Here is a 24,685-nt window from a genome sequence, read left to right as displayed (position 1 = left end):
TGTGTTGTATGCTTTTGTCACAAACTATTTAATCAAGGCTTAATTTATGAATCTAGTAGGTTTTAGAAAAAATTTTACCGTTTTAGCTATATTTTTTTTAATTGTTACACTCATCAATTTGTTAGGCTGTAACATAGATATTGAAGATGCTAAAGATGCTAAAACTTATTCAGATTTTAGAGTTGCAATTTTATTAGCTGGTTCTATTGATGATCACTCATGGAATCAAGCAGGCTATGAGGCAATAAAACTAGTAGAAGAAAAACTTAAGGCTAATATTTCTTACACAGAAAATGTTACTGCTGAAACTGCTGTTACAGAAGCAAGAAAATACGCAGTACAAGGTTATGATTTTGTTATTTTACATGGAGGAGAATATGTTGAACCTGCCCAAATTGTAGCTAAAGAATTTCCCCGCACTAAATTTGCTGTTAATGGCTTTTACTCTGGTAATAACAGTAATTTAGGAGCAATTACTTTTCGCTTTGGAGAAATGGGTTATTTAACAGGCTTAATAGCTGGAATGAAGACTAAAACCAAACATATAGCTTATATGGTTGGAGATGATTTCCCTCAGTATGTAGAAGAATCCGTATTTTTTGAAAAAGCAGCAAAATCTATTGACCCAAATATTAAAGTAAGCATTAGGTATTTACACACATGGATTGATCCAAATAAAGCAACTCAAACAGCTTTAGAGCTTGTTAGTCAAGGGGTTGATATTATTTCAATAAATACTGATCATCCCGGCGTTACAGCAATAAAAGAAATAGCTAAATACCCTCAAGTGTTAATTATAGGGCGTGATCAAGATCAACATGATGTTGCTCCAGGAAAAGTAATCACTAGTGTAATTAATGATAGTTCTAATCTAATATTAAGAGCCGCAACCCTAGTTCAACAGGGCAGATGGGAAGGCAAACAATATAAATTTGGTTTAAGAGAAGATATATTTAATTTTGCACCTTTCCGAAATCATCTTACACCTGAACAAATACAAAAATTTAATAATATTTCTGAAGAAATCCGCTCAGGCAATTTAGATACTTCTAGTTTTACTAATTCTTCCAGCCAAAATTGAAATAAGCGGCTAACAAATAGCCGCTTATCTTCAGATTTTATAAGAAATTTTTAGTTTAAAATTTTACCACCTACTCTTTTTTCTGTTGCTATTCTTACTTGGTTTTTCTTCTTCCTCTTCATCGCCATCATCGTCTTCTTCCTCATCGCCATCATCATCGCCATCATCATCGTCATCGCCATCATCGCCATCATCGCCATCATCGTCGTCTTCTTCGTCTTCTTCCTCGTCGCCATCATCATCGTCATCATCGTCATCATCGTCATCATCGTCATCATCGTCATCATCGTCATCATCGCCATCATCGTCGTCTTCTTCGTCCTCACCATCATCATCGTCATCATCGCCATCATCGTCTTCATATTCCTCTTCCTCGTCTTCCTCGTCTTCCTCGTCTTCCTCGTCATCACCATCATCATCGCCATCATCGTCTTCATATTCCTCTTCCTCGTCATCATCGTCATCATCATCACCATCGTCATCTTCACCATCATCATCATCATCTTCGTATTCTTCGTCCTCATCAGAATCTTCGCTTATATCTTCATCTTCACTTTCTACTTCATCTTCAGACGTTTCATCCAAGCTAGCAGAACTATCAGTATTATCAGAACTAGAATTAGTATTTGTATTAAGTTGTTTATTTTCTTTTACAACGCTATCAGAAAACATATTCCCTAACCAATCCATAGCATTTGTTATTAAAGAATCTCCTCCTAATTCTGATAAACCATATTTAATTAAATCATGTGTAGATTGACTTAAACCTAATTGAGCGATTAACGTTCCAGCACTAAGTTGAGATAAAATAGTTTGAGACAGATATTTTGCTAGCAGCCCAATGGATTCACGCAATAAATCATTATTATCAACATTATTAAGACTGTTCATAACTAATTTTTCTGCATTTACATTAATTCCTAGCTGAGTAAGAAGTTTGTCTACAGAAGTAATTAGTTCTTGTAATTTAGCTGGAGTAGTAGATTTATTTATACCCATTACGCGCATTAAAACCAGTGCTACCCGATATTCAATATGATATATCCCATTGCATCAAGCATATCTGTGTATTCTTCATCTGTCATTTTGGAGAATTCTGTATTAGATTCTTCTATAACACTTTCTTCTTCTCCCCAACCTTCTTGATCTCCATCAGGAAAATTATCTAATCGCTTAATAATCCAGCTATCAGCATCATTAAATTTTTCACTAATTAAATAATCATAAGGAATATAACAATAACCTTTATCTCCCCAACTCCTACCCCAGGAATTACGGACAATAAAAGTTCTATCAGCATCAGAATAGCCCACACAAAGCATTGCATGCCCTCCATGATCTTCACGTGAGGCTTCTTTTCTGGACGGCATTGGGACAAGACCTTTTCTTCTGTGTGAGTCAAAAGATTCGTAAAGTGAAATACCAAAAATAATTGGATTACCTTCTGCTAAAGCATGTTTCCAATCATGAAGGGTAAGCGGAACAAGTTTTACATCTTCTACTAAAAAAATTCTTTGCTTCTTTGTAGGCTGTTTCTACAGGTTTTTTATTGACTATATCTTCATCAAACGGCCAAGTGTCTTCTGAACAAGCACCCCATTTTTTTAACCCTTCTACAGCATCAGCAATAAAAGAACCTTCGTCTTGATTTTCCCAACCTTGTAATTTACGGGCATTATAGTAAATAAAAAGCCTACTTACATCATATGAGTTTTTACCTTTATAGCGTTTAACTAAATATTCGTAAGCACCTGCTACAGCATTTGCAACACAACTACTAGTGTTACCCTGGTTTTCTACTTTAGTCATATATTCACGTAAATCTACTTTGGCAGGAAGTTCTGAATCCCCATATTTTTTTCCAGCATATTTTTTAACATTAGGATTTGGGGCGGCAAATTTATAGCCAGCAACTTTTATTTCTGTGCCATCAGATCGACGAATAGTAAAATCTTTTGCCATAATTTTTATTATGCTCCTAGAAAAAATAAATTTAATTACTTGGGTAGATATATTGTCTCATTGCCGAACCCCGAGAAAGATTATCAACATTTGGTGCGCCAATATTTTCATTATGATCTGTAAGATCTACAGTACGAAAATCTAAGCTAAAACGGGTCATTCCTGATAAATTATTAAGCGTTTGATGAAGACATGACCCAGAAAACAAAATTATTTCTCCTGCTTTAGCAGAAAAGCCTACTTTTTGACTGTCACTTATTTCTTCCATTAAAGAGGGATAAAAAGCTTCCCTACCTGCGTTTTTGTCCTGCCATCCAACTGTTAATTGGCGTTTATCTAGCATCCATTCGTCATAATCAAAATGCTGTGAGCCATTTTTTACTGGATGATTAAAATATTCTGGAAAAAATACAAAGGTTTCTTCTTCTCTTAAATCATGCAAAGGTATCCACCAAGTAATTAATGCTTGCGAGTGCGAATACCAAGTATCCCGATGAGCATAATAAATAGGTGCTGCTTTAGGATTTTCATGTCCTTTATGAGTAATTACCCGTAGTCTAATAGGTTCAAAAGCATTTTCATTTGGAATAAAATTAAGTTCAAATAGTAGTTTTTTAGCTAAATCGTGAAAATATGTTTGGGTATAAATTATTTTTCTTAATTTTCCAATATGCTCAAAAAATTCTTCATCAGAAAATCTAAATTGTGCTGTACGAACATCTTCGCCTAACTCCTCTTTTAATAATGCTAATACATCGCTTACAAGCTGTTTAGAAACATCTGTAGCAGGAAAACAAAGAACCTCGCCTTGATAAATTTGCTTTCTAGTTAGTTTGCTATCTTTTAGTTTGCTATCTTGAGGTAATATTTTTTTTATTTTATTCATAATTTATTTATTTACTAAGGTTTAGTTGCTTTATAAATACAACGAGGAGTATTTAAGCTTAGTGGTTCTCCTAGTACATTGCTATAAATATCTACCCTACAAAAACCACATTCTTTTAACATATCTGTTAGTGCATGTGGTAAATAAATTTTTACAAAGCTTTGTTTTTTTAGTTGTTTTCCTGTTGGCAAACAAATTGTCCAAAGTTGTTCAAGCATTCCTGTAGCCAAATTTATTTCACTTTCACGAACAAGTAAAATTTCGCCTTCTTCGCTATCAATATGCCTAATCATAGAGCGTTCAAAGTTTTTTAGGGTACAAGCCATGTTTGGATAATCTAAAATAAATTTTCCCCCAGGTTTTAGTGAAGCAAAAGCATTTTTTAACATTAAAATATTTTCTTTATCCGACTCAGAATAGCCAAAACTAGTATGCCAATTAAAAGCTGCGTCACAAAGTTTTAAGGGAATAAACTTAAAAGCATCATCACAATAAAATTGGGCATTTTCATTTGCTTGAGATTTAGCTTTATTAATAAAGTCTGGACTTAAATCTACACCTATAATATTTATTCCTTGTTTAGCTAGCGGTAGGCTAAGGCTTCCAACACCACAACATTGATCAAAAACCGTCATTTCTGGTTTTAAGCCTAGTTCTTTAATTAAAAAAGAGACGGTTAAATCAATTTCTGCTTGGCCTTTCCACAAAGTTAAAAGATTAACAAAAAACTCATCATAAAAAGGTTTCCACCACTCATCTTTTTTTACATTTTGTGTCATAGATTTACTTTTATTTAAGAATTTTATTTTACAAACAAGAAAAATAGCTTAGATTCCTAGTATTTTATATTACAATTTCCTGCAACGGATGTAACTTTTTGATTTTTTATTTAATTTAAAATTATTTAATTTATTGTCTATGAAAGCTTTAGTCAAAGAAGGAAAAAATTTAACCGTAAAAACATGGCCTAATCCTACAATTCAATCAGATGATGATGTGTTAATTCAGGTAGTTGTAGCAGGAATTTGCCGCACAGATATTTATGTTGCTCAAGGCAGCATTCAAAGCCAAGATCCTGTTATTCCAGGTCATGAATTTTCTGGAATAGTTGAAACATTAGGAAAAAATGTTGCTCACCTTAAAATAGGTGAGCACGTGGCTGTAATGCCAGTAATTGCTTGTAAAAGATGCCAAGAATGTCTAGCTAACAATTCCAATAATTGCTTATCAACTAAAATGCTAGGAATTGACCTAAATGGAGCATTTGCAGAGTTTATTATTGTTCCTAAAGAGTCCGTTTATCCAATAAATGACAATATTCCCTTTCCATTAGCAGCTTATTGCGAGCCTATTGCAGCAGCATTAGCAGTATTAAAAGCTGATATAAACCCCGAGCAAAAAGGGTTAATTTATGGAGAAAATAGAATTTCACTTCTAATAAAAAAAATATTACAAGCTAAAGGTTTTCACAATATTCAAACCTTTGATCCAAATAATAATTTATTAAGCTTAAAGGCTAATTCTTATGATTATGTAATTGAAAGTTTAGCAACTAGCAAAACTTTATCAGAAATGATTGATTTAGCAAGATATAGAGGAAAAATAATCCTTAAAAGCCGGCAACATCAAGCCGTTGCAATTGATTTTATTGCTGCAATTAAAAAAGAAATTACATTTCAAGCTGTAAACTATGGTGCATTTGACGAAGCAATTACACTAGTAACAAATAATACAGTTGATTTTACTTCAATGTTTGGCAAAGTTTACAGGCTAGAAGACTTCAAAGAAGCTTTTGATTTATCTGCTGAAAACGAATTACTAAAACGCTTTTTCTCTTTGTCTGACCCAGCTTGATCAAAAATATGTGTGGAATAGTTGGTATTTTTTCGACCTCAAACTCAATAGATAACAATGCTATAAACAATGCTTTATCATCTCTTTATCATCGTGGCCCGGATGCAAATAATTATTGGCAATCAAAAAACAAACTTGTTACTTTAGGTCATACCCGCTTAAGTATTATTGATTTACATACAGGTACACAGCCCATAACTAATTTAGATAAAACAATTTATATAGTTGTAAATGGTGAATTTTACGGTTTTGAAGAGATTCGAGTAGATTTAGAAAATCAAGGCTACAAGTTTCAAACCCAAACAGATAGCGAAATCCTGCTGCATTTATATGCAAAATATGGGGTTGACTGCTTAAATTATTTAAGAGGCGAATTTGCTTTTATTCTTTGGGATGAAAAAAAACAACTGCTTTTTGCCGCTAGAGATCGTTTTGGAATCAAACCTCTTTGCTATAGCAACCAAAATAACACACTTTATCTAGCTTCAAAGGCTAAAGCCCTCTTTGCAATGGGGCTAGAAGCTGATTGGGATTATTACAGCTATTTTCATGCTGCTAATTTACAATACTTACCACAAGAGCGAACACTTTTTGCAAATATTCGTCAACTACCTCCAGGACATTACCTTTTAGCTAATAGCAATGGTGTAAAAATCAGCCGTTACTGGGATTTAGACTATCCTGTTGATAATAATTACAGACAAGACAATGAATTATGTTTAATAGAAGAATTTAAGCACCATTTTCAAGAGGCGGTTAGACTACGTTTAAGGGCTGATGTCGAGTTTTGTTGCTACTTAAGCGGTGGTCTTGATTCTAGTATAGCGAAGGTCTAGCAATTAACGGTCATTTAACAGCAAAATTTATTTTAAGCAAAACCATCCGTCAAGCAGGTTTTAAGGTAGTGTTGACGGGTGAAGGTTCAGATGAAGTATTAGGGGGCTATCCACACCTACGCCAAGACCTTTTTTCCCTAGAAAATCAAAATTTTGACAAACTTTTCTCTAGCAATAGTGAGCTAGCCGGCATTCAACTAGCCTATGGTGAGTCTTTACCGCTAGACGCGGTTAAAGCTAAACTAGGTTTTATTCCTGCTTTTTTGGCGGCAAAAGGAACTTATGGATATCGAGTTAGAAAGATTTTGTCTGAAAATTTTATTCAACAATTTAGCAGGGTTGATTGCTATCAAGACTTTCTAGCTAATATTGATATTGTAGGACAATTAAAATCACGCCATAGAGTTAACCAATCTTCTTATCTTTGGTCAAAGCTTTGTTTGGCAAATTATATTTTGCATACATTAGGCGATGGAATGGAAATGGCTAATTCTATTGAAGGTCGAGTCCCTTTTTTTAGATCATAAGCTTTTTGAATTTGCTCGAAGTCTTCCAATGTCGCTAAAAATTAAAGGTTCGGTGGAAAAATATATTTTGCGTGAAGCTTTGCGACCATTAATTACAAAAACTATTTATTTAAGAGAAAAACGACCATTTACAGCACCCCCAATTAGCTGTTTTTCTAGCGCAGAAATTAATAATTTTGTTCAAGACATTATCCATAGCCAAAGTTTTGCCAATGTGCCATTTTTTGATCAAAAAAAAGTTATCAATCTGCTAAAACAATTACCTAAAATGTCAACAACTGATAAATCAGCCTTTGATCCAGTGCTTTTTACCGTGCTAACAACATTTTTTATTCACCAGGGGTTTAAGCTCTAATGGTTTTCTTAGATTTTCTTAGCTGCTTTGCAAAAATTGTTTCTCTTTATCCAAATAATGATGCTGTTGTAGAACATGGTAAAAATAAAACTACTTATTTAGAACTTTATAACAAGGCTGCAAAAATTGGTAACTACTTAAAATCCATAGACTTAAAAAAAGATTCAATAGTTGGAATTTGCCTAGATAAATCTGCTGCTTACATTACAACAATGCTAGGAGTTTGGTTTGCTAATGCAGCATTTTTGCCGCTTGACCCTAATTTACCAAAAAATCGCCTAACTTTTATTGTCCAAGAAGCTGAACCGAAAATTATTATTACCTGTAAAACATATCTTCATTTGTTTGATGAGCTAGGTGTTAAAGCTATTGATTACCAAGAAATACTAGCAACTAATCAAATTAGTGATGTAGTTTTATCTAATATTAATAAAAATGATCTTGCTTATGTAATTTATACATCTGGCTCAACTGGCAATCCTAAAGGCGTTATGGTTGAACATAATGGAATAGTTAATTTCCTTGAAGCACAAATCCCTTTTTTTCAACTAACATCTAAAAGCAGGGTTTTATTTTATCTTTCAACTAGCTTTGATGCGGCTATTTCTGATATTGGTACAAGTTTATTATCAGGTGCAGCAATCTATATAGAGTCTGCTGGTAAACTATTGATTGAACAAGAGTTTTGGAAATTGTTGGCGGGACGACAAATTACACATATTGATTTACCTCCTTCACTGCTAAGAGTTTTAGATATTAATAATATTCCAAAATCTTTAGAGACAATTATTATTGGTGGGGAAGTTTGTCCACCTGCTACAGTTAGACAATGGACAAAAAAACTTCGTGTAGTTAATGTTTATGGCCCAACAGAAGCAACAGTTTGTAGTAGTCTGATTTGCTGCAATTCAACTTGGGAGCATCCATTTATTGGAGAATCTATTGCTAACACAAAATTTTATTTGTTAGATGAAAATTTATCTCCCGTTAATGAAGTAGGAAAAAAGGGAGAGCTTTATATAAGTGGCATTGGGTTAGCACGTGGCTACTTAAAACGTCCTGAGCTTACAGAAAAAAAGTTTATTTACCACAACTCAGAACGACTTTATAAAACTGGGGATCTGGTAGTTTTACATGCAGACAATAAAATAGAATTTTTAGGACGTATTGACCGACAAGTAAAACTAAGAGGAATGTTGGTTGAGTTAGCAGAAATAGAGTCCGCTTTAATCGCTCATCCTGCTATAGAAGCAGCAAGCGTTGTTAAAAGAAAACTTGAATTTAATAAAAAATTTTTACCTGAAATGCTAGTTGCTTTTGTTGTGCTTAAAAATAAAGCTAGCACTGTTAATAAAGAGCAATTATTCAATTATTTAGCTAATTTGTTACCTCAATGGATGTTGCCACAAAGATTTGAAATACTAGAAGCTTTACCAAAAACTATTTCAGGAAAAGTTGACTTACAACAGCTAATGTCTTGTCAGCTTAGTAGTTCTAAAATCCCTAAAACAAATAAACTCAACAAAAAAGAAGCTATTTTGGTTAAATTTTGGCAACAAGTTCTAGCAGTAAATTCAATTAGTCCAACAGATAACCTTTTTGAACTAGGTGCAAATTCCTTAGCCGTTATGCAGGTAGCAACTCTAGCCCAAGCCAAAGGATTAAAGCTTTCTGTTAGTTTACTTATTCGCTACCAAACTATTAGAGAACTAGTTAAAGAGCTAAATAATACCCATAATTTGCTACAACTTAGAGGCGCGATAAGTACAGCAGAACTTTGCAAAGATGTTGATAAAACTAAAATACTTTCCTTAATAAAAAAATATAAAGAAGCTAAAATATATGATGAACCTGGCGCAATTTTACTTACTGGTGCGACAGGTTTTCTAGGCTCAAGACTACTCGTAGAACTGCTTCAAAAAAGCGACAAACAAATTTATTGTCTAGTTAGAGAAACTAATATTGATTTAGCTAAACAAAATATTCTCAATCAGTTAGCAAAATATAATATTAATGTAAAGATAGATAATCTAGTGATTATTCTAGGAGATTTAATTAAAAACTTTTTTGGATTAGGTAAAACAACTTATCAGCAACTCACTAATCACATTGATGTTGTTTATCACTGTGCAGCCCTTGTAAATATGGTTTTGCCTTATTCAAAGCTTCGCTCGGCTAATGTTGATGGAACACTAGAAATATTAAAATTTGTTTGTAGTGGTAGAAAAAAAGTCCTACATTATGCTTCTACGCTTTCAGTTTTTGTTGCTAGTGATTGCAATAAAGGATTACTACTAGAAAATAATACCCTAGAGCAAGCTAACTATATTTATGGTGGTTATGCTCAAAGCAAATTGGTAGCGGAATACCTGCTACATCAAGCAAATAAAGAGCTTAACACAATTAATTTTTATAGATTTGGTCTGCTAACAGGAGATAGCCAAACTGCTTATTTTCCTAAAACAGACTTTCTAGCTATGTTTATCAAAGGAATTAGTCAATTAGGTTGTGTTCCAAAGTTTACAAAAACCCTAGCAATAGACATTACTCCTATTGATTACGCAGCTAAAGCAATGCTAGAAATATCCGTGCAACCTGATCACCAAGGCAAAATATTTCATATTGCTAATCCAAATAGTTTATCTTTTGATCGTTTAATCCAAGCAATCCAATCATTTGGCCTACAAATTAGTTTTGTTTTTACAAAATGAATGGAAGAATTTGTTTACAGAACTTAATGAAAATCAAGAAAATGAAAAGCTGAGTGTTTACTTAGCTTTATGTAGGGCGATGTCTAAAAATCAGGACTTTGAGCGCAACCGCGTTTTAGACTTGTTTCAAGCTACAGGAGTTAAATTTTCTACTGCAAACACAGAACTAGCATTAAAAGACTTAAATATTGCAGTACCAGCAATTACAGAAGCTTTATTACATAAATATCTTTCTGTTATCTTAGGTAAAAATAATGGTAGCTACTAAAAAACGTTCTACGGGCATGGTATTAGGGAAATTTATGCCACCGCATCTTGGTCATATCTATTTAGTTGATTTTGCACGTAGCTATGTTGATGATTTGGTTGTAGTTGTCGGCTCTCTTTCATCCGAACCTATTTCCGGTAACTTGCGCTATCAATGGATGTGTGAGCTATTTCCTACTGTGCAAGTTGTTCATTTAACTGATGAAAATCCTCAATATCCAGAAGAAAACCCTAATTTTTGGCAAATTTGGCAAGATAGCTTACTTAAGATTTTACCTTGTAAAATAGATTATGTTTTTGCATCTGAAAATTATGGTTGGAAGCTAGCCGACATTTTAGAAGCTGAGTTTATTCCTGTAAATTTAGCTCGTAGTATAACTTCAATTAGTGCAACAGAAATTCGTAAAGACCCAATTAAAAATTGGCAATTTTTACCCGTTTGTGTCCGGCCTTTTTATGTTAAAAAAGTTTGTATCTTTGGCCCGGAGTCTACTGGTAAAAGCACTTTAGCCAGTCAATTAGCCACAAAATTTAACACTGTTGCCGTCCCAGAATATGCTAGAGAGCTTTTAGAAAGCCAAAAAGGAAAAATTGAGTTTACCGACATAGATAAAATTGCTCGCGGACAATTAGCATCGGAAAAAGCCCTGTCTCATCAAGCTAACCGCTTATTATTTTGTGATACAGATTTGTTACTTACAACAATTTGGAGCGAAACGCTTTTTAATAAATGCCCTGAATGGATTAAAGAAGAAGTTAGTCAAAATCACTATGATCTTTATTTACTTACAGATATAGACGTGCCTTGGATTGATGACATTGTGCGTTATTTGCCTAAAGAGCGAGAATTATTTTTTCAAAAATGCTTAAGAGCTTTAGAATCTTGTAATTATCCTTATGTTAGGTTAAGTGGCTCTTGGCAAGAAAGGTTTGAAACCGCTTGTCAAGCAGTAGAAAAACTTTTATCAAGCTCTAGCGTGTGATATAAAAGATTTTAAGATCAATAAATTAAGGCTATTAACATTAGAAAAATTTTTGGCTAGGGAAAAATTATTATGTCTACCAATTTAGCTATAGGTAATGCTTTTGAAAATCAAGTTTTAGTTCAATTAGGACAACCTCTTTATAATCATAGTTTAGATATTATACAAGTAAATGTTGGGCTAAAATGTAATCAATCTTGTGAGCATTGTCATGTAAGTTCTTCTCCTAGTAGAAAAGAAATGATGGATTGGCCTGTGATGAAAAAAATTATCCAAGTAGCTAAAGATGTCAAATGTCGCTTAATTGATATTACTGGTGGCGCACCAGAACTTAACCCAAATTTATCTAAATTTATCAAAATTTTAGCTAGTCAAGGCCAGATGATTCAAGTTCGCACTAATTTAACTGTTTTACTTGAGCCTGAACAATCAACAATGATTGATGTTTTTTGTGAGAATAAAGTTAAGCTAGTCGCTTCCCTACCTTGTTATTTAGAAGAAAATGTTGATAAACAGCGTGGTGCAGGTGTTTATCAAGCAAGTATCAAAGCCATAAAGTTATTAAACTTGGCTGGTTATGGAACCAATCCTGATTTAACTTTAGACTTAGTTTATAACCCTCTAGGCGCGTTTCTTCCACCTGACCAAACAAAACTAGAAGAAGCTTATAAAAAAGAACTTTGGCAAAGACACCAAGTAACATTTAATCGACTACTTACAATTACTAATATGGCGATAGGTCGTTTTTCTACAGATTTACGCAAACAAAGTAAATCTGACAAATACCGCAGTATGCTTTCTGACTCTTTTAATTCCGGTACAGTAGATAAATTGATGTGTCTTTACCAAATTGAAGTTGATTGGGATGGAAATCTTTATGATTGCGATTTTAATTTAGCTTTAAGAATGCGAGTAAATCCAGAAGTCCCACAAAATATCAAGGATTTTGACTTAAGTAAACTACTAGGTAGAAAAATTGCTACTGCTAGTCATTGTTTTGGTTGTACTGCTGGAAGTGGATCTTCTTGTAGTGGTGCGCTAGCCTAGTTTATAGAAATGGAAACAGGAGTGGCTGAACTGTCTCACTTGCATTAAAAATACAAATGCACCCACTCGTGTTTCCATTTCCAATAATGAAACTTAAGTAATCACAGTTGGTTCATCTACATTACAAAATTCTTTTAGTTGTAAAATTTGTTTTGCTTCATTGATTAAAGCCTCTAAAACCTCTTTAATATCGCTTTGTCCGCCATCTTGAAGGTATCGTTCAACATAAATTCTTAAGGTCGCGCCTTCGGTTCCTGTGCCAGAAAGCCGGAAAATAATTCTTGAGCCATCTGCTAGTAAAAGGCGGATTCCTTGGCGATTGCTAATGCTTGCATCAACTGGATCTGTATAAGAAAAATCATCTGTTTGGCTAATTGTTGTATCTGCTAGATTATTGCCTACTAAACTAGCTAATTTTTCTCTTAAACTGCTAATCATTTTATTGGCGTTTGTTAGGTCTAAACCTTCATAGTCATGACGTTGATAGTAGCTTCGGCCAAATTTTTGCCAATGCTCTTTTACAACTTCAACTACAGATTTATTTGTGTAAGCTAGAATTGAAAGCCAGCAAAGCACAGCCCAAAGACCATCTTTTTCCCTAACATGATTTGAACCTGTTCCAAAGCTTTCTTCACCGCAAATAGTACATTTATCAGCATCCATTAAATTACCAAAAAACTTCCATCCTGTAGGAGTTTCATAGCATTCAACTCCTAAATCTTTTGCTACTCGGTCGGCTGCCGTGCTAGTTGGCATTGAACGTGCTATTCCCCGAAGTCCTTGACGATAGCCAGGAATAGCTTTTTGTGCATATTCAGCAATAATAGCTAAAGAATCTCCTGGGGTGACAAAAAAGTTACGTCCTAAAATTAAGTTGCGATCCCCATCGCCATCGCTAGCAGCCCCAAAATCAGGAGCCTTTTCATCAAATAAATGTTTTACAAGTTCAGCAGCATAAACCAAATTAGGGTCGGGATGTCCTTGTCCAAAATCTTCTTTAGGAGTTGCATTTACTACAGTTCCCAAAGGTGCGCCTAAAAGCTTTTCTAAAATATGGTGGGCATAAGGCCCTGTAACAGCGTGCATTGCATCAAATCGCATTGTAAAACCACTAGAAAAAAGTTTTCTTAAAGCTTCAAAATCAAAAAGCTCTTCCATTACCGCGCTATAGTCTATTAGAGGATCAAAAATAGTTATTTGGCTATTAGCTATATTAAAGCTAGAAAGCTCATCTAGATTTATTTCTGGATGGTCAATGGTTTGGTAGCTAGTAATTTTTAAGCTATGTTGATAAATGCTTTCTGTAACGCTTTCTGGGGCTGGGCCACCGTTTCGGATGTTGTATTTAATTCCAAAATCAGCATCTATTCCGCCCGGATTATGGCTAGCTGAAAGCACTAGTCCGCCTAAAGCTTGCTGGCGACGAATTACAGCCGACATTGCTGGTGTAGAAAGTATTCCCCCCCTTCCAATCATTATTTGCTTAAACCCATTGGCAACGGCTAAACGCAAAATTATTTGTATTGCATTACGGTTATAATAGCGACCATCTCCACCTACTACTAAAGTTTCTTGGCTAAAATCTATATTAAACTTTTCTTTTACAGCATTAAAAACAGCTTGAACAAAGTTTTCTAAATAATTAGGCTGCATAAAAACTTTTGTTTTCTTACGTAGTCCAGAAGTTCCAGGACGTTGATCAGAAAAAGGACTACTTTGTTGTATTTTTATTTGCTCCATATTTGACCCTTCATTAAAAATTTTAGAAAATAGGATATTATAAGTTAGTTTATCTTTTAATGATTGACAAAATTTTTTTGCTCTACTAGCTTAGCTTTATGACAGAAAATACTTTAACTTCTCGTGTTTACCTAGATAATAGTGCTTCAACTAAACTTGCAGCAGAAGTTTTAGAAGCTATGTTACCTTATTTTAGTGAGCAATTTGGCAATGCTTCATCAATTCATAGGTTTGGACAACAAGCTAAAGCTGCAATGGATAATGCCCGCCAGCAAGTAGCCGATTTAATTGGCGCACAAGCTAACGAGATTATTTTTCTTAGCGGTGGAACGGAAGCCGACAACTTAGCAATTAGAGGAATTACTAGTAATTACCAAGGTAAAGGCAATCATATAATTACCTCCCAATTTGAACATCCTGCCGTCAGAAACACTTGTGCAGCACTAGAAAAAGAAGGTTGGCGAGTGACTTACTTGCCAATTTATAGAAATGGGCTTGTTAGAATAGAAGATGTAAAAGCAGCAATTAGCGATGAAACTTTATTAATTACAATAATGCATGCTAATAATGAAGTGGGGACTCTTCAGCCAATTGCAGAAATAGGTGAGCTAGTAAAAGAAATCCGCAATCAACGTAAAAATATTTTTTTTCATACAGATGCAGTCCAAAGTGTAGGAAAAATAGTTGTAAATGTAAAAGATCTAGGGGTAGATTTACTTTCTTTATCTGGTCATAAAATACACGGGCCTAAAGGCATTGGCGCACTTTATTTGCGTAAAGGCGTAAGAATTAGCTCTCAAATAACTGGTGGACGACACGAAAGAGATCGCCGCGCAGGTACAGAAAATGTGCCTGCTATTGTTGGATTGGGTTGTGCGGCTAAACTAGCAGAACATCATTTAGCAGAAGAAATGGAAAAAATCAGCCATCTAAGAGATTACTTTGAAACAGAAGTTAGTAAACTAGTACCAGAAATTAAATTCAATGGTGAGACGAGTAGTAGATTGCCGAATATTTCCAATATTAGTTTTAGTTATATTGAGGGAGAAGCTTTGCTTATTGCTTTAGATCTAAAAGGCGTAGCGGTTTCCACAGGTTCAGCTTGTTCTTCTGGCTCAACAGAACCAAGCCCAGTATTAGTAGCAATGGGTTTAAGTAAAGAATTAGTACGTGGGAGCATTCGTTTTTCACTCTCACGCTATACAACTAAAGAAGAAATTGATTATGTATTAAGCATATTACCTGAAGCAGTAACTCGGCTTAGGCGAGTTTCTCCACTATATCGACAGGCTATGTCAACAAAACAATAACTAAAATGCCATACTCTAAAACGGTTTTAGATCATTTAGAAAATCCTCGTAACGTTGGTGAATTAGCAGATGCTACAGTGACATCATCTGTAATCAATAGTGCATGTGGAGATCAAATAAAACTTTTTATAAAATTAGACAAAAATATTACTAGCGTTAAAATGCAAGCTTATGGTTGTGCGCCAACCTTAGCATCAGCCTCATTGCTAACAGAATGGTTAATTGATAAAACTATCCATCAAGCAAGTTTATTAGAAACAGATGAATTAATTAAAATGCTTGAAGGCTTGCCTAGAGGCAAAAAACATGCGGCAGATTTAGCAATTGAGGCTTTACAAACAGCTTTATCTAAACTTAATAAATAGGGATTTACTCAATCAAATTTATGCAAAATGAATTAACTCCAGAAAAACTTTTTACACTTCAAGAAGCTAATAGTTTGATTCCTAAACTACGACCTTTAATTAAAAAGGTGACTAAAGTAAGCAGTGTATTACTTGGAATGCAGGAAGAAATTAAAAAAGTGCGTAGTAAAGCTAGCCTAGGTAGTGGTTCTTATTTAGGGCCAAGCTATCTACATAACGTAGTTTTACTAACTACTGTAATTCAGGAAATAGAAAATACTGGTGTTTTAGTTAAAGACTATAGGACAGGATTATGTGATTTTCCTCATTTGAAAGACGGGCGAGTAATTTACTTATGTTGGAAAATGGATGAAGAGGAAATCAATTATTGGCATGAAATAGATGCTGGATTTGCTGGCCGCCAATTATTATAAAAAGTAGGAAAAATATTCCTACTTTTTGTAATAATTATTAAGAGTTTTTAATTATTTAACGGTGCGCTTGTAGAATCAGCATTAACTGTTGGTAAAGTTGATGAGCGCAATACACCACTACTATCAATAAAAAATGTTTTATCTCCGCTAGTTGCTAGACCTGTAGAAACAAAAGGTCTTCCAGATATTTCATATCTATCAGGAGAAGGATTATTAAAAACAAAAATAAACCCGCTCTTAGGCCGTTGCGCAGCGGCAACCAAACCACCAACTGTTGTACCTGTTGGTGTAGGAAGACAGGAAGCCGCTAAAGAAGAATCAATAAATTCTTGTGCAAAAAGCTCTTGTGGGCTACCAAAAGAACCATTACCGGCTCCGGCTGAATAGCTAGCCTCAGATTGATGAAAAGTACGCATTGCTGAAGCAGCAGAAGAACTATTAGCAGCACGACGCGCACTAAATACATTTACTACAGAAATAGCTGCTAAAATACCAATTATTGTAATTACTATCAATAGTTCAATTAGACTAAATCCTGCATTAGAAGACTTAAAATTTCTCTTTTTTATACAAGTAGGTTTCCTCATAATTTCCCCGTTTTTAGTTTACTTACTTTAGTTTAGTGTTTGTTTTAAGGATTTAATCCTTGTTTTCTTTGCTAATTTACTAAGCTTTCTATGCTTACATTTGACAGACCAGAAAATAAAGTTATTATGATGTTAGTTAAATTTACTTTGGATAAAAGTTAACTAGGCAAATACCATACCAAAATATTAAATTTCAGTTTGGGGCTTTACAAAATTTAATGAAATGTTAATAAACTCTTAACTTAATGTTAATAGTTTATTTTTTAGAATTAAAAAACTCCTCTAAAAGTCACATTTTTTGTCATTTTAGTTGGTAGTTTTTGTAACGAAATATGTCACTTATAAGTAATACCAAAAATGGATTGCTAAAACTTAAACAAAAAAAGTATGTAACCTTACTACTGAGTTTATTTACTTTATTTACTTTATTTACTTTATTTATAAGTATTTATTTTTACTCCAAAAAAATAGAATCTGTTATTACTAGTGAAGGCGAAAAACAAGCCTCTTTAAGCAAAATTGATAGCACTATTGTTATAGCTACCCCTTTATCATCTACTGGTTTGCAATTATTTTTATCAACATTTCAAACTAGAGCAATGTGTAAATATAATAATAATTACTATATTGCTACTTCTGGTGGGCTATTGGTCTTTGATTTAGAAGGCAAATTAGTTAAACACTAAAAATTTAGATGGATTGCCAAGCATAGACTTAACTGCTTTAGTAGTTTTTCGCTCACAACTTTGTATTGGTACATCTGACAACGGATTAGTTATTTTTAATGGTAAAGATTTTATCCATCATAAGATCCAAAAACCTGTGATTCGACAAATTAGTAGTTTACTAGCAACAGAGGAAAGACTTTTAGTTGGGACTTTTGATGGTGGGCTATTAGCTTTTGATGGGTTGAAATTTACACGTCAAGACCAAGAAATAAAGCCTATTCCACAAATTACTTCACTACTACAAAATGGAAACCGACTTTATATTGGAACTTATGCGTCAGGTCTTTATCTATGGCAAGAAAGCCGTTGGCAACAAATTACTAAGCAAGAGAACTTGCCATCAAACCGAATTACTGCATTAAGTGAAGACAAACGTGGGGTTATTATTGCAACAGATTTTGGTGTAGTGCTAAGAACTGATACAGGAGAAATTGAAAAAATTAACTCTATTCCTAATATTATTTCTTTAGCCAAAATAGGAGAAAAACTTTGGGGAGGTCTTTTTACTGGTGATGTAGTAGAAATTTTTGATAAATCAGTTTCTGTTTATCCTATTAATAAAGCTTCCGATAGTATAAATGATAGTGATAAAACAAAATTTACAAATACAATACTTTGGTCAAATGGCGAGGATCAAAACCTTTTTGCTTTAACAAACAAAGGTATTTTACGAGCAGACATTAACAAGACTCGTTTAGAATTTGACCGATTCGGCACAAATTCCCCACTCTCGCCATTAACAGCCGACCATATAAGCTCAATGGCTTTTGATGAGGGTGGAAGGTTATGGATTGGTTACTTTGACCAAGGAATTGATATTTTTGACCTAGAAACAATGCAGCTAATCACACATTTACAAGATAACACCATCAGAGAAATTAATTTTATTTCCCTAGATCCACTTACATCAAAAATGTTAGTTGCCACTTCCACAGGACTTGCCGTTTTTGACAATCAATTACAATATAAAACCTTAGATGAGCGTACTGGTATTAACTCTAATATGATTGCTCATGTCTTATTGGTTCCTAGCTCTAATAATATTAATAACGAGCCTCAACTAGCTATTGCCACTGGTAGAGGATTAACTTTACTACAAGGAAATATTGCTCGTAGCCCTATTTCTTTACCAAATAATTATCTTTACACTAGTGCGTTTGTTAATAATCGTTTATTTGTTGGTAGTTTAGGCGGACTTATTGAAATGGAGGGATTACGAGTAATTAGAAGTTTAACAATTAATAATTCTAAACTTTCTCATAACTGGATTAACGCATTGCTAGCAGTCAATGGAACTCTTTATATTGGAACAAATGGCGGTGGAGTAGATGCGCTTACTCCTACGGGAGAGCTAATTAATTTTTCTCCTGAAATAGGTAAATTTGATGTTAACCCTAATGCTATGTATGCAGATAGCCAATATTTATACGTAGGCAGTTTAGGAGATGGGATTTTTTTATTAGATCTAAAAAGTAAAATTTGGCGCAAATTTTCTCAAGCTTTACCCTCTAACAATGTCACTGCTATTGTTAGCAATGAAAAAAATGTTTACTTTGCTACTAGCAATGGACTGCTAAAAATAGATAGAAAAACAATTTTAGATAACTAGAAATTTTTAAAACACGCAAAGTATCTAAAAAATAACTTATAAATGGAATAAGAAATTGATAATTTAGCAGTTTACATCTTCTATATTTTATTTCTCTAGAATCTTCTAACTTACCGGCAACATTAACAATAACAAGTTAAATGGGTACATAGCTTGCTAGTCTTAATGCTATCTACTTGTTCTTTTAACTTTAGTGCTTTTTACAGCTACTAAATGGTTAATATTTCACAGTCTAGTAGGATTTTGACGTAAAAATTTCGCAAGTAGTAGTAGTTTTAAGTAAAAGGTATAATTGTTTTTTAGTTATACCATAAGTCTGTTATTGGTTTTTGAAAGGAGAAAATTATGGCTACCATAACTAATGCAAGACTTACAATGCAATTAAACCTACCTGGCAACAATGCAAAAGTAGATGTAACGGGTGAAATACGTTTTACACCTTTAGAAAAGTTCTTAATGGAAAAAGGTCTACGTTATAAAGTTGATTGTAAAGTATGGGGTGAAGACCTTGGTTGGTGGTTAAATCCAGATGATTTTCTTTTTTCCTATAGTTCTGTTTTTTTCCCAGATGCTACACCATCTGCCATAGAACCAATTGCTTTCACTAGGCAAGTACCAATGGGACTTCTTAATGAAGATATTGGGACAGATGAAGTCTATGCTGAGATAATACTTAAAAAGATGGAAAGTAGTTCAACAGCTAAGAAAAGAACTAATGTGATAAAACATAGATTCTAAAGGATTAATAGAAAACCCACCTCAAGCTTGTAAATAGTTAGGTGGGTTTTCTAAGCTTTAAATTATTAGAAAAATGTCATTATTTCTAATTTACCTAAAATAACATCCCGTATTTAACCCGCCGTATTTTATCTAGTTTTAATTTATTTTTTTAAAGGCAGAAGATTTTATTTAGATGCCCGCTTTTCTTTGTCTTGCTTGATAAGCATTCTACACATATTATTCTTTCCATCTAAGAGTTTTCTTTGGTGAGTTTTATTACTAAAATTTTACTTTAACACTTTCTTTTTCAATAAAATGTTATATTTTCTGCATTATCAAAATTTTTGGAGACTTGCTAATGTCCTATTTACCCCAAACTTATGACGAATATAGCCCTTTTGAATCAACAATGGCACGCTTTGACCGTGCCGCAGAATTGCTTAACCTTGAGCCTAATTTATATAAAATTCTACGTACTCCTAGCCGGGAAGTCTGCGTCTATTTGCCAATCCAGCGCATCAATGGTGACACAGAAATATTTACCGCCTATCGTGTCCAATATAATTTAGCTCGTGGAACGCTCCAAGGTGGACTGCGCTTTGGCCCAAATATTACCCTAGATGAAATGCGTGCTGGAGCAGCCTGGAGTACCTATAAATGCGCTTTAGTAGATATTCCTTTTGGCGGTTCACAGGGCGGAGTTGTATGTAATCCAAAATATTTACAACCCTTGGAAATCGAAAGAATTACTAGGCGTTATACGGCTGATATGTTGGATGTTTTAGGCCCAGAAAGAGATATTATTACTCCAGACATCAACACTAATGAGCAAATAATGGCTTGGATAATGGATACTTATTCAATGCACGCTCGTCATAATGTTACAGCAATAGTTACAGGTAAGCCTGTTGAAATGGGGGGATCACCTGTAGGTAATACCGCTACAGGTTATGGAGTATTATTTTTAATTGAAGAGGCATTAAAGAAATTTAACCTTGCACCAACAGAAACCAAAATTGCTATTCAAGGAGCCGGTCGGCGTGGCAGTAGCACAGCACAATTACTATATGAGGCAGGTTATAAAATAGTAGCTATTTCTGATGTTGATGGTGGCATTTATAAAGCTGAAGGGTTAAATATTCCTGAAGTTTTAGAGCATTTTGCACAACATAAAACCTTTAAGACCTATGAATTAGCAGAACAAATTACAACTAATGAACTACTTACAATTGATTGTGATGTATTAATTCCTGCTGCATTGCATGAACAAATCACTAGCCAAAATGCTATCAATGTAAAATGTAAGATTTTATGTGAAGCGGCGGATGGTTCGACTACATCCCAAGCAGATCCAATACTTTATGAAAAAGGAACATTTGTTATTCCTGACCTATTAGCTAATGCTGGTGGAGCAATTGCACGCCATTTAGAATGGGTACAAAATCGTATGGGATTTTTTTGGAAGAAAGAAGAAATTTTGGACAACATTAAACATAAAATGTTAAAGAGTTTTCAAGAAATGCTAAGTTTTTCAGAAGATCATAAGGTTGATACTCGCACAGCAGCCTATATGCGAGCAATTGACAGAGTAGCAGCAGAAATTAGACTACGTGGTATTTATGCCTAATTATTTATTTTCCCACTGCTTGGGCAAATCTATCTAAAAACTCCAAAGTTGTTTGTGGGCGATCTTCTGGCCTTTTTTCTAATGCCCACAATACAACTTTATCAACTTCAGACGAAATCATTGGATTATAAAAACTTAAAGGCTCTGGTATAGTCCGCAAATGTTCAAATAACCATCCTTGAACATTATCCGACTCATAAGGTAACATTCCTGTTAACAATTCATAAACCATAATTCCTAGGGCATAAATATCCGTGCGTAAATCTAGTAATTTACCTAAGCATTGTTCAGGGGCAAGATACTGGATAGTGCCAACAATCATCCCAGTTTTAGTAAGTTGCGTCATAGCACTATCTTTAGGCCACCAGCAACAATTTTAGCAATACCTAGGTCTAAGATAACAGCTATTTCCTCTCCATTTTCTTCTTTAATCATTATATTTGCTGGTTTTAAGTCTCGATGGATAATGCCCTCTTGGTGAATAGCATTTAAGGCAGGGCAAACATATTTTAATAAATTAAAAGTTCGTTCAACTGACCAAATACGCTCTTCTTCTATTAAATCACTAAGGGATTTACCCTTAACATAATCCATTATAAAAAAAGGTCTCCCTGTTGCTGTAAGACCTGAATCTAAAATTCCTACTACATTAGGATGTTTTACTCGTTTTAGAACTTTCATTTCTCGTTCAAACATTTTTTGTGTATGAGAAATGTCTTCGGCATCTTCTAATAGCATTTTTACTGCTACATTTGTATTAGTTTCTAAATCAATTGCTAGGTAAACTATTCCAAGACCTCCTTTTCCTAAAATTAACTCTATTTGGTAGCGATCATTTAATTTGCCTCCAATTAAAGCAGTATTTTGCTCTAAGCTATTACTGGTAGCAAATTCAGCACGTATTTTTTTAACTATTTGGTCATGATTTAGGCTATTTTCTCTTAGTTGTTGGAGTAAGGCTTGTTTTTCTTGATAGGTATAGCTAATGTTTTCTATTAAGATAATTTTTTTATTATTAACTAAAAGTGCAGTGGCTTGGAGGTGGTATTCTTTAGCATTTAGGTCTGTTTCTGTCCAGGGGCCAGAGTTTAACTTATCATTACTTTTTTGCTCCCAAAATTCTTGAGCATCAAAAAGGAAAACTTCAATAAATGGAAAGGTTTGTGTAAGGTGAAATTCTTGGGGCCAAGAAAAACTTTTTCCACAAAATTCTTGATACCAACCTGGACTATTACCTATTAATTGAAAGCTATCTTCTGCTAAATACTCTACTACTAAAAATCCTAGTCTTGCTAGTAAAGCCGATATAAGAGAATCAGACATAAATAACCCTTAAGTAAATATTCTGGCATTATAGTCAGAAACAAACTTGTTTATTTTTAATAAATGAGAAAGACAATAACTTAGAAATTCTCGTTCTTCTCGTCATAATCTAGGGGCCATTGCATAATATCATCTGATGTATCAAAATCAGCATCAATATCTTGTACTAAACAATCTGCCCATTTATTGTCTTCTACTTTATCTACTTTATTTGTTTTATCTACTTTTATTTGTTTTACTTACTTTATTTACTTCATCTAATTCATTCGTTTCATCTATTTTATTTGGCTCATCTGTAGTTGGTGTTTTTTCAAGTTCTGCAATAAAAGATTTATCTTCCTCAAAATTAGGTCTTTGAAGTAGCTCTATTTCCGCTGTTTTAAGTCTATCGCTAAATTGTCCTGTGTGCCGCTTAGATGAAAATACTCCTGCAACAATTTCATCAAATCTTTCTGGAGATAAACTATCATCAGATTTTATTAAAAAGTCTGTTTCTGGTTGGGATTTAATATCTGTTTGAGTTGATGACTTAGGTTTTTGGAATACTTTTTTTCTTGCCATTTTTTACACCTAAATATTACTATTTTTTGATGGTAAGATAGTTTTCCTTTTGTTGTCTAGTACCAACTGCTAAAAAATACTTATTATTTCTTAAACTATTTAATTATGTTTATTGCTACAAAATTTTAATTTTTTCCTAAATATTAATAGAAGCTTTTTGCAAAATTTTTATTGTCTGTTCAAAATCCCTAGGTAGTGGTGCTTGAATAAACACTTTTTTCTGTAAAAGAGGATGCTTAAATCTTAATTCATAAGCATGTAACGCTAGTCTTTCTATTGGTAATGATGATATTAAAGGCTCTGTTGGCAAGCTTAACTTATTGTTAGCTGTATCTAAATTGCTATAAATAGAGTCGTTTACTACTGGCAAGCCAAGAGAAGCTAAATGTAGTCGTATTTGGTGAGTCCGTCCTGTAATTGGCATAGCCTTAAGTAGAGCATACTTTTTCAAACTGGGTAACTACACTAAAGTTTGTTACAGACTCCCGACCATTTCTTTTATCTACAATCATAAGACCAGCTATTTTTGGATGCTCTGCAATTGATTCTGTTGAGGAAAACTTTTACTTGGAGCAACACCTTTTACAAGTGCTAGATAGGTTTTGCTAATTTGTCGTCTTTCAAATAGATCTGTCATTTTGCTTAAAGCTAAGCGATTTTGGCTAAAAGCAGTACTCCACTAGTATCAGCATCTAAACGATGTATATTAGTAATAAATTTTAATACACGCCGACGCGCCCAAGGTGCGCCCATTTCTATGCCTTCTCTAGCATTAACATTAGATTGCGGCTAGTTTGTTCCCAACTAACAGGAGCAATTAAATAATTTGCAGGTTTATTTATTGCCATTATATAACGGTCTTCATAAACAACATTAACTGTTAATTTGCTACTAAGTCTTAAGGTTTCAACTCTTTCTGGTTTTGGCTTAGCTTTTAGTTGGGTTTGGTGTTGCTATCTTTGGGTTTGGCTGGCTCATTTTTGTTTCCTTGATTTGTTTTATCTTCTGTAATATTAAAAATACTTACAGCATTATTATGTATAAATTGTTGAAATTCTTCGCTTGAAACACTCTTTTTATTGTTTGTAAAGTATCTAAGTATTGTTGATAGTGTCCTTCTCCATAATAAGTTGCATCTGTTCCAAACACTACACGATCTGCACCAACCGTTTTTATAGCTCTAAGAACTGTTT

Annotated in this window: 24 protein-coding genes and 1 pseudogene; 14 read left to right on the top strand and 11 right to left on the bottom strand. The window is 33.8% G+C overall.

The genetic code is table 11. The annotated features are described in order from the left end of the window. Positions 1-46 precede the first annotated feature (46 nt). On the top strand, positions 47-1,081 hold the full coding sequence (locus IPK14_25425) for a BMP family protein (protein ID MBK7996588.1): 1,035 nt from the start codon (positions 47-49) through the stop codon (positions 1,079-1,081). A 63-nt stretch (positions 1,082-1,144) separates the two neighbouring features. On the opposite strand, the gene IPK14_25420 is transcribed toward IPK14_25425, so the two are convergent. The 5 genes from IPK14_25420 to IPK14_25400 are packed head-to-tail and all read right to left on the bottom strand — an operon-like array spanning position 1,145 to position 4,708. Further along, complete coding sequence (locus IPK14_25420; protein ID MBK7996587.1) at positions 1,145-2,089, bottom strand: hypothetical protein; 945 nt, start codon at positions 2,087-2,089, stop codon at positions 1,145-1,147. Positions 2,090-2,100: 11 nt separating this feature from the next. Beyond that, the gene (locus tag IPK14_25415; GenBank protein ID MBK7996586.1) at positions 2,101-2,592 is read right to left on the bottom strand and encodes a C1 family peptidase; all 492 of its coding nucleotides are present in this window, start codon (positions 2,590-2,592) and stop codon (positions 2,101-2,103) included. Further along, on the bottom strand, positions 2,546-3,043 hold the full coding sequence (locus tag IPK14_25410; GenBank protein MBK7996585.1) for a hypothetical protein: 498 nt from the start codon (positions 3,041-3,043) through the stop codon (positions 2,546-2,548). Before IPK14_25410 ends, IPK14_25415 begins: the two co-directional genes overlap by 47 nt. 31 nt (positions 3,044-3,074) lie before the next feature. Beyond that, positions 3,075-3,929: a phytanoyl-CoA dioxygenase family protein gene (locus IPK14_25405; GenBank protein ID MBK7996584.1), complete on the bottom strand. Its 855-nt coding sequence runs from the start codon at positions 3,927-3,929 to the stop codon at positions 3,075-3,077. A gap of 14 nt (positions 3,930-3,943) precedes the next feature. Continuing rightward, entirely contained in the window at positions 3,944-4,708 is a 765-nt protein-coding gene (locus IPK14_25400; GenBank protein ID MBK7996583.1) for a methyltransferase domain-containing protein, read from the bottom strand. 139 nt (positions 4,709-4,847) lie between these two features. Between IPK14_25400 and IPK14_25395 the strand changes: the two genes are divergently transcribed. The 6 genes and pseudogenes from IPK14_25395 to arsS all read left to right on the top strand — a co-directional run bounded on the left by IPK14_25395 (position 4,848) and on the right by arsS (position 12,509). Beyond that, entirely contained in the window at positions 4,848-5,783 is a 936-nt protein-coding gene (locus tag IPK14_25395; GenBank protein MBK7996582.1) for an alcohol dehydrogenase catalytic domain-containing protein, read from the top strand. 8 nt (positions 5,784-5,791) lie between these two features. Next, positions 5,792-7,501 (top strand): annotated as a pseudogene (locus IPK14_25390) (asparagine synthetase B). Beyond that, entirely contained in the window at positions 7,501-10,212 is a 2,712-nt protein-coding gene (locus IPK14_25385) for an amino acid adenylation domain-containing protein (GenBank protein ID MBK7996581.1), read from the top strand. Before IPK14_25390 ends, IPK14_25385 begins: the two are co-directional and overlap by 1 nt. Positions 10,213-10,222: 10 nt before the next feature. Beyond that, positions 10,223-10,480: a hypothetical protein gene (locus tag IPK14_25380; protein ID MBK7996580.1), complete on the top strand. Its 258-nt coding sequence runs from the start codon at positions 10,223-10,225 to the stop codon at positions 10,478-10,480. A 16-nt stretch (positions 10,481-10,496) separates the two neighbouring features. Beyond that, positions 10,497-11,462, top strand: a complete 966-nt coding sequence (locus tag IPK14_25375; protein MBK7996579.1) for an AAA family ATPase — start codon at positions 10,497-10,499, stop codon at positions 11,460-11,462. Positions 11,463-11,534: 72 nt separating this feature from the next. Next, complete coding sequence (arsS, locus tag IPK14_25370) at positions 11,535-12,509, top strand: arsenosugar biosynthesis radical SAM protein ArsS (GenBank protein MBK7996578.1); 975 nt, start codon at positions 11,535-11,537, stop codon at positions 12,507-12,509. A gap of 93 nt (positions 12,510-12,602) precedes the next feature. On the opposite strand, the gene IPK14_25365 is transcribed toward arsS, so the two are convergent. Next, positions 12,603-14,249 (bottom strand): alpha-D-glucose phosphate-specific phosphoglucomutase, encoded by a 1,647-nt coding sequence (locus tag IPK14_25365; protein ID MBK7996577.1) that lies wholly within the window; start codon positions 14,247-14,249, stop codon positions 12,603-12,605. Positions 14,250-14,347: 98 nt separating this feature from the next. Between IPK14_25365 and nifS the strand changes: the two genes are divergently transcribed. Genes nifS through IPK14_25350 form a run of 3 tightly spaced genes read left to right on the top strand, consistent with a single transcriptional unit; the run spans position 14,348 to position 16,337 of the window. Then, complete coding sequence (gene nifS / locus IPK14_25360) at positions 14,348-15,559, top strand: cysteine desulfurase NifS (protein ID MBK7996576.1); 1,212 nt, start codon at positions 14,348-14,350, stop codon at positions 15,557-15,559. A gap of 5 nt (positions 15,560-15,564) precedes the next feature. Then, on the top strand, positions 15,565-15,924 hold the full coding sequence (locus IPK14_25355; GenBank protein ID MBK7996575.1) for an iron-sulfur cluster assembly scaffold protein: 360 nt from the start codon (positions 15,565-15,567) through the stop codon (positions 15,922-15,924). A 20-nt stretch (positions 15,925-15,944) separates the two neighbouring features. Beyond that, positions 15,945-16,337: a DUF2203 domain-containing protein gene (locus tag IPK14_25350; protein ID MBK7996574.1), complete on the top strand. Its 393-nt coding sequence runs from the start codon at positions 15,945-15,947 to the stop codon at positions 16,335-16,337. Between the two features lie 47 nt (positions 16,338-16,384). Here the strand turns inward: IPK14_25350 and IPK14_25345 are convergent, their stop codons facing one another. Further along, complete coding sequence (locus IPK14_25345; GenBank protein MBK7996573.1) at positions 16,385-16,924, bottom strand: prepilin-type N-terminal cleavage/methylation domain-containing protein; 540 nt, start codon at positions 16,922-16,924, stop codon at positions 16,385-16,387. A 332-nt stretch (positions 16,925-17,256) separates the two neighbouring features. Here IPK14_25345 and IPK14_25340 point away from each other — a divergent pair, with 332 nt between their 5' ends. The 4 genes from IPK14_25340 to IPK14_25325 all read left to right on the top strand — a co-directional run bounded on the left by IPK14_25340 (position 17,257) and on the right by IPK14_25325 (position 21,608). Beyond that, positions 17,257-17,610 (top strand): hypothetical protein, encoded by a 354-nt coding sequence (locus tag IPK14_25340; GenBank protein ID MBK7996572.1) that lies wholly within the window; start codon positions 17,257-17,259, stop codon positions 17,608-17,610. Between the two features lie 13 nt (positions 17,611-17,623). Further along, entirely contained in the window at positions 17,624-19,261 is a 1,638-nt protein-coding gene (locus IPK14_25335) for a hypothetical protein (protein MBK7996571.1), read from the top strand. Between the two features lie 345 nt (positions 19,262-19,606). Then, positions 19,607-19,999, top strand: a complete 393-nt coding sequence (locus IPK14_25330) for a hypothetical protein (GenBank protein ID MBK7996570.1) — start codon at positions 19,607-19,609, stop codon at positions 19,997-19,999. Positions 20,000-20,339: 340 nt separating this feature from the next. Further along, positions 20,340-21,608, top strand: a complete 1,269-nt coding sequence (locus IPK14_25325; protein ID MBK7996569.1) for a Glu/Leu/Phe/Val dehydrogenase — start codon at positions 20,340-20,342, stop codon at positions 21,606-21,608. A 4-nt stretch (positions 21,609-21,612) separates the two neighbouring features. On the opposite strand, the gene IPK14_25320 is transcribed toward IPK14_25325, so the two are convergent. The 4 genes from IPK14_25320 to IPK14_25305 all read right to left on the bottom strand — a co-directional run bounded on the left by IPK14_25320 (position 21,613) and on the right by IPK14_25305 (position 23,943). Beyond that, positions 21,613-21,954 (bottom strand): protein kinase, encoded by a 342-nt coding sequence (locus IPK14_25320; GenBank protein MBK7996568.1) that lies wholly within the window; start codon positions 21,952-21,954, stop codon positions 21,613-21,615. Beyond that, a complete protein-coding gene (locus IPK14_25315; protein ID MBK7996567.1) occupies positions 21,951-22,931 on the bottom strand; it encodes a serine/threonine protein kinase in 981 nt (326 codons plus the stop codon). Before IPK14_25315 ends, IPK14_25320 begins: the two co-directional genes overlap by 4 nt. A 216-nt stretch (positions 22,932-23,147) precedes the next feature. Further along, positions 23,148-23,492 carry a hypothetical protein gene (locus IPK14_25310; GenBank protein MBK7996566.1) on the bottom strand — a complete coding sequence of 115 codons (345 nt, stop codon included), beginning with the start codon at positions 23,490-23,492 and terminating at the stop codon, positions 23,148-23,150. A gap of 136 nt (positions 23,493-23,628) precedes the next feature. Then, a complete protein-coding gene (locus IPK14_25305; GenBank protein ID MBK7996565.1) occupies positions 23,629-23,943 on the bottom strand; it encodes a hypothetical protein in 315 nt (104 codons plus the stop codon). Positions 23,944-24,685 lie beyond the last annotated feature (742 nt).

It is taken from the genome of Blastocatellia bacterium (assembly GCA_016713405.1).
Classification (GTDB): Bacteria; Acidobacteriota; Blastocatellia; order Chloracidobacteriales; family JADJPF01; genus JADJPF01.
This window is presented reverse-complemented; position numbering and strand designations above follow the sequence as displayed.

Coding starts and splice junctions, on each gene's coding strand:
- IPK14_25425 (MBK7996588.1), top strand. CDS start 47: ATGAATCTAGTAGGTTTTAGAAAAAATTTTACCGTTTTAGCTATATTT.
- IPK14_25420 (MBK7996587.1), bottom strand. CDS start 2,089: ATGCGCGTAATGGGTATAAATAAATCTACTACTCCAGCTAAATTACAA.
- IPK14_25410 (MBK7996585.1), bottom strand. CDS start 3,043: ATGGCAAAAGATTTTACTATTCGTCGATCTGATGGCACAGAAATAAAA.
- IPK14_25405 (MBK7996584.1), bottom strand. CDS start 3,929: ATGAATAAAATAAAAAAAATATTACCTCAAGATAGCAAACTAAAAGAT.
- IPK14_25400 (MBK7996583.1), bottom strand. CDS start 4,708: ATGACACAAAATGTAAAAAAAGATGAGTGGTGGAAACCTTTTTATGAT.
- IPK14_25395 (MBK7996582.1), top strand. CDS start 4,848: ATGAAAGCTTTAGTCAAAGAAGGAAAAAATTTAACCGTAAAAACATGG.
- IPK14_25385 (MBK7996581.1), top strand. CDS start 7,501: ATGGTTTTCTTAGATTTTCTTAGCTGCTTTGCAAAAATTGTTTCTCTT.
- IPK14_25375 (MBK7996579.1), top strand. CDS start 10,497: ATGGTATTAGGGAAATTTATGCCACCGCATCTTGGTCATATCTATTTA.
- arsS (MBK7996578.1), top strand. CDS start 11,535: ATGTCTACCAATTTAGCTATAGGTAATGCTTTTGAAAATCAAGTTTTA.
- IPK14_25365 (MBK7996577.1), bottom strand. CDS start 14,249: ATGGAGCAAATAAAAATACAACAAAGTAGTCCTTTTTCTGATCAACGT.
- nifS (MBK7996576.1), top strand. CDS start 14,348: ATGACAGAAAATACTTTAACTTCTCGTGTTTACCTAGATAATAGTGCT.
- IPK14_25355 (MBK7996575.1), top strand. CDS start 15,565: ATGCCATACTCTAAAACGGTTTTAGATCATTTAGAAAATCCTCGTAAC.
- IPK14_25350 (MBK7996574.1), top strand. CDS start 15,945: ATGCAAAATGAATTAACTCCAGAAAAACTTTTTACACTTCAAGAAGCT.
- IPK14_25345 (MBK7996573.1), bottom strand. CDS start 16,924: ATGAGGAAACCTACTTGTATAAAAAAGAGAAATTTTAAGTCTTCTAAT.
- IPK14_25340 (MBK7996572.1), top strand. CDS start 17,257: ATGTCACTTATAAGTAATACCAAAAATGGATTGCTAAAACTTAAACAA.
- IPK14_25330 (MBK7996570.1), top strand. CDS start 19,607: ATGGCTACCATAACTAATGCAAGACTTACAATGCAATTAAACCTACCT.
- IPK14_25325 (MBK7996569.1), top strand. CDS start 20,340: ATGTCCTATTTACCCCAAACTTATGACGAATATAGCCCTTTTGAATCA.
- IPK14_25320 (MBK7996568.1), bottom strand. CDS start 21,954: ATGACGCAACTTACTAAAACTGGGATGATTGTTGGCACTATCCAGTAT.
- IPK14_25315 (MBK7996567.1), bottom strand. CDS start 22,931: ATGTCTGATTCTCTTATATCGGCTTTACTAGCAAGACTAGGATTTTTA.
- IPK14_25310 (MBK7996566.1), bottom strand. CDS start 23,492: ATGGCAAGAAAAAAAGTATTCCAAAAACCTAAGTCATCAACTCAAACA.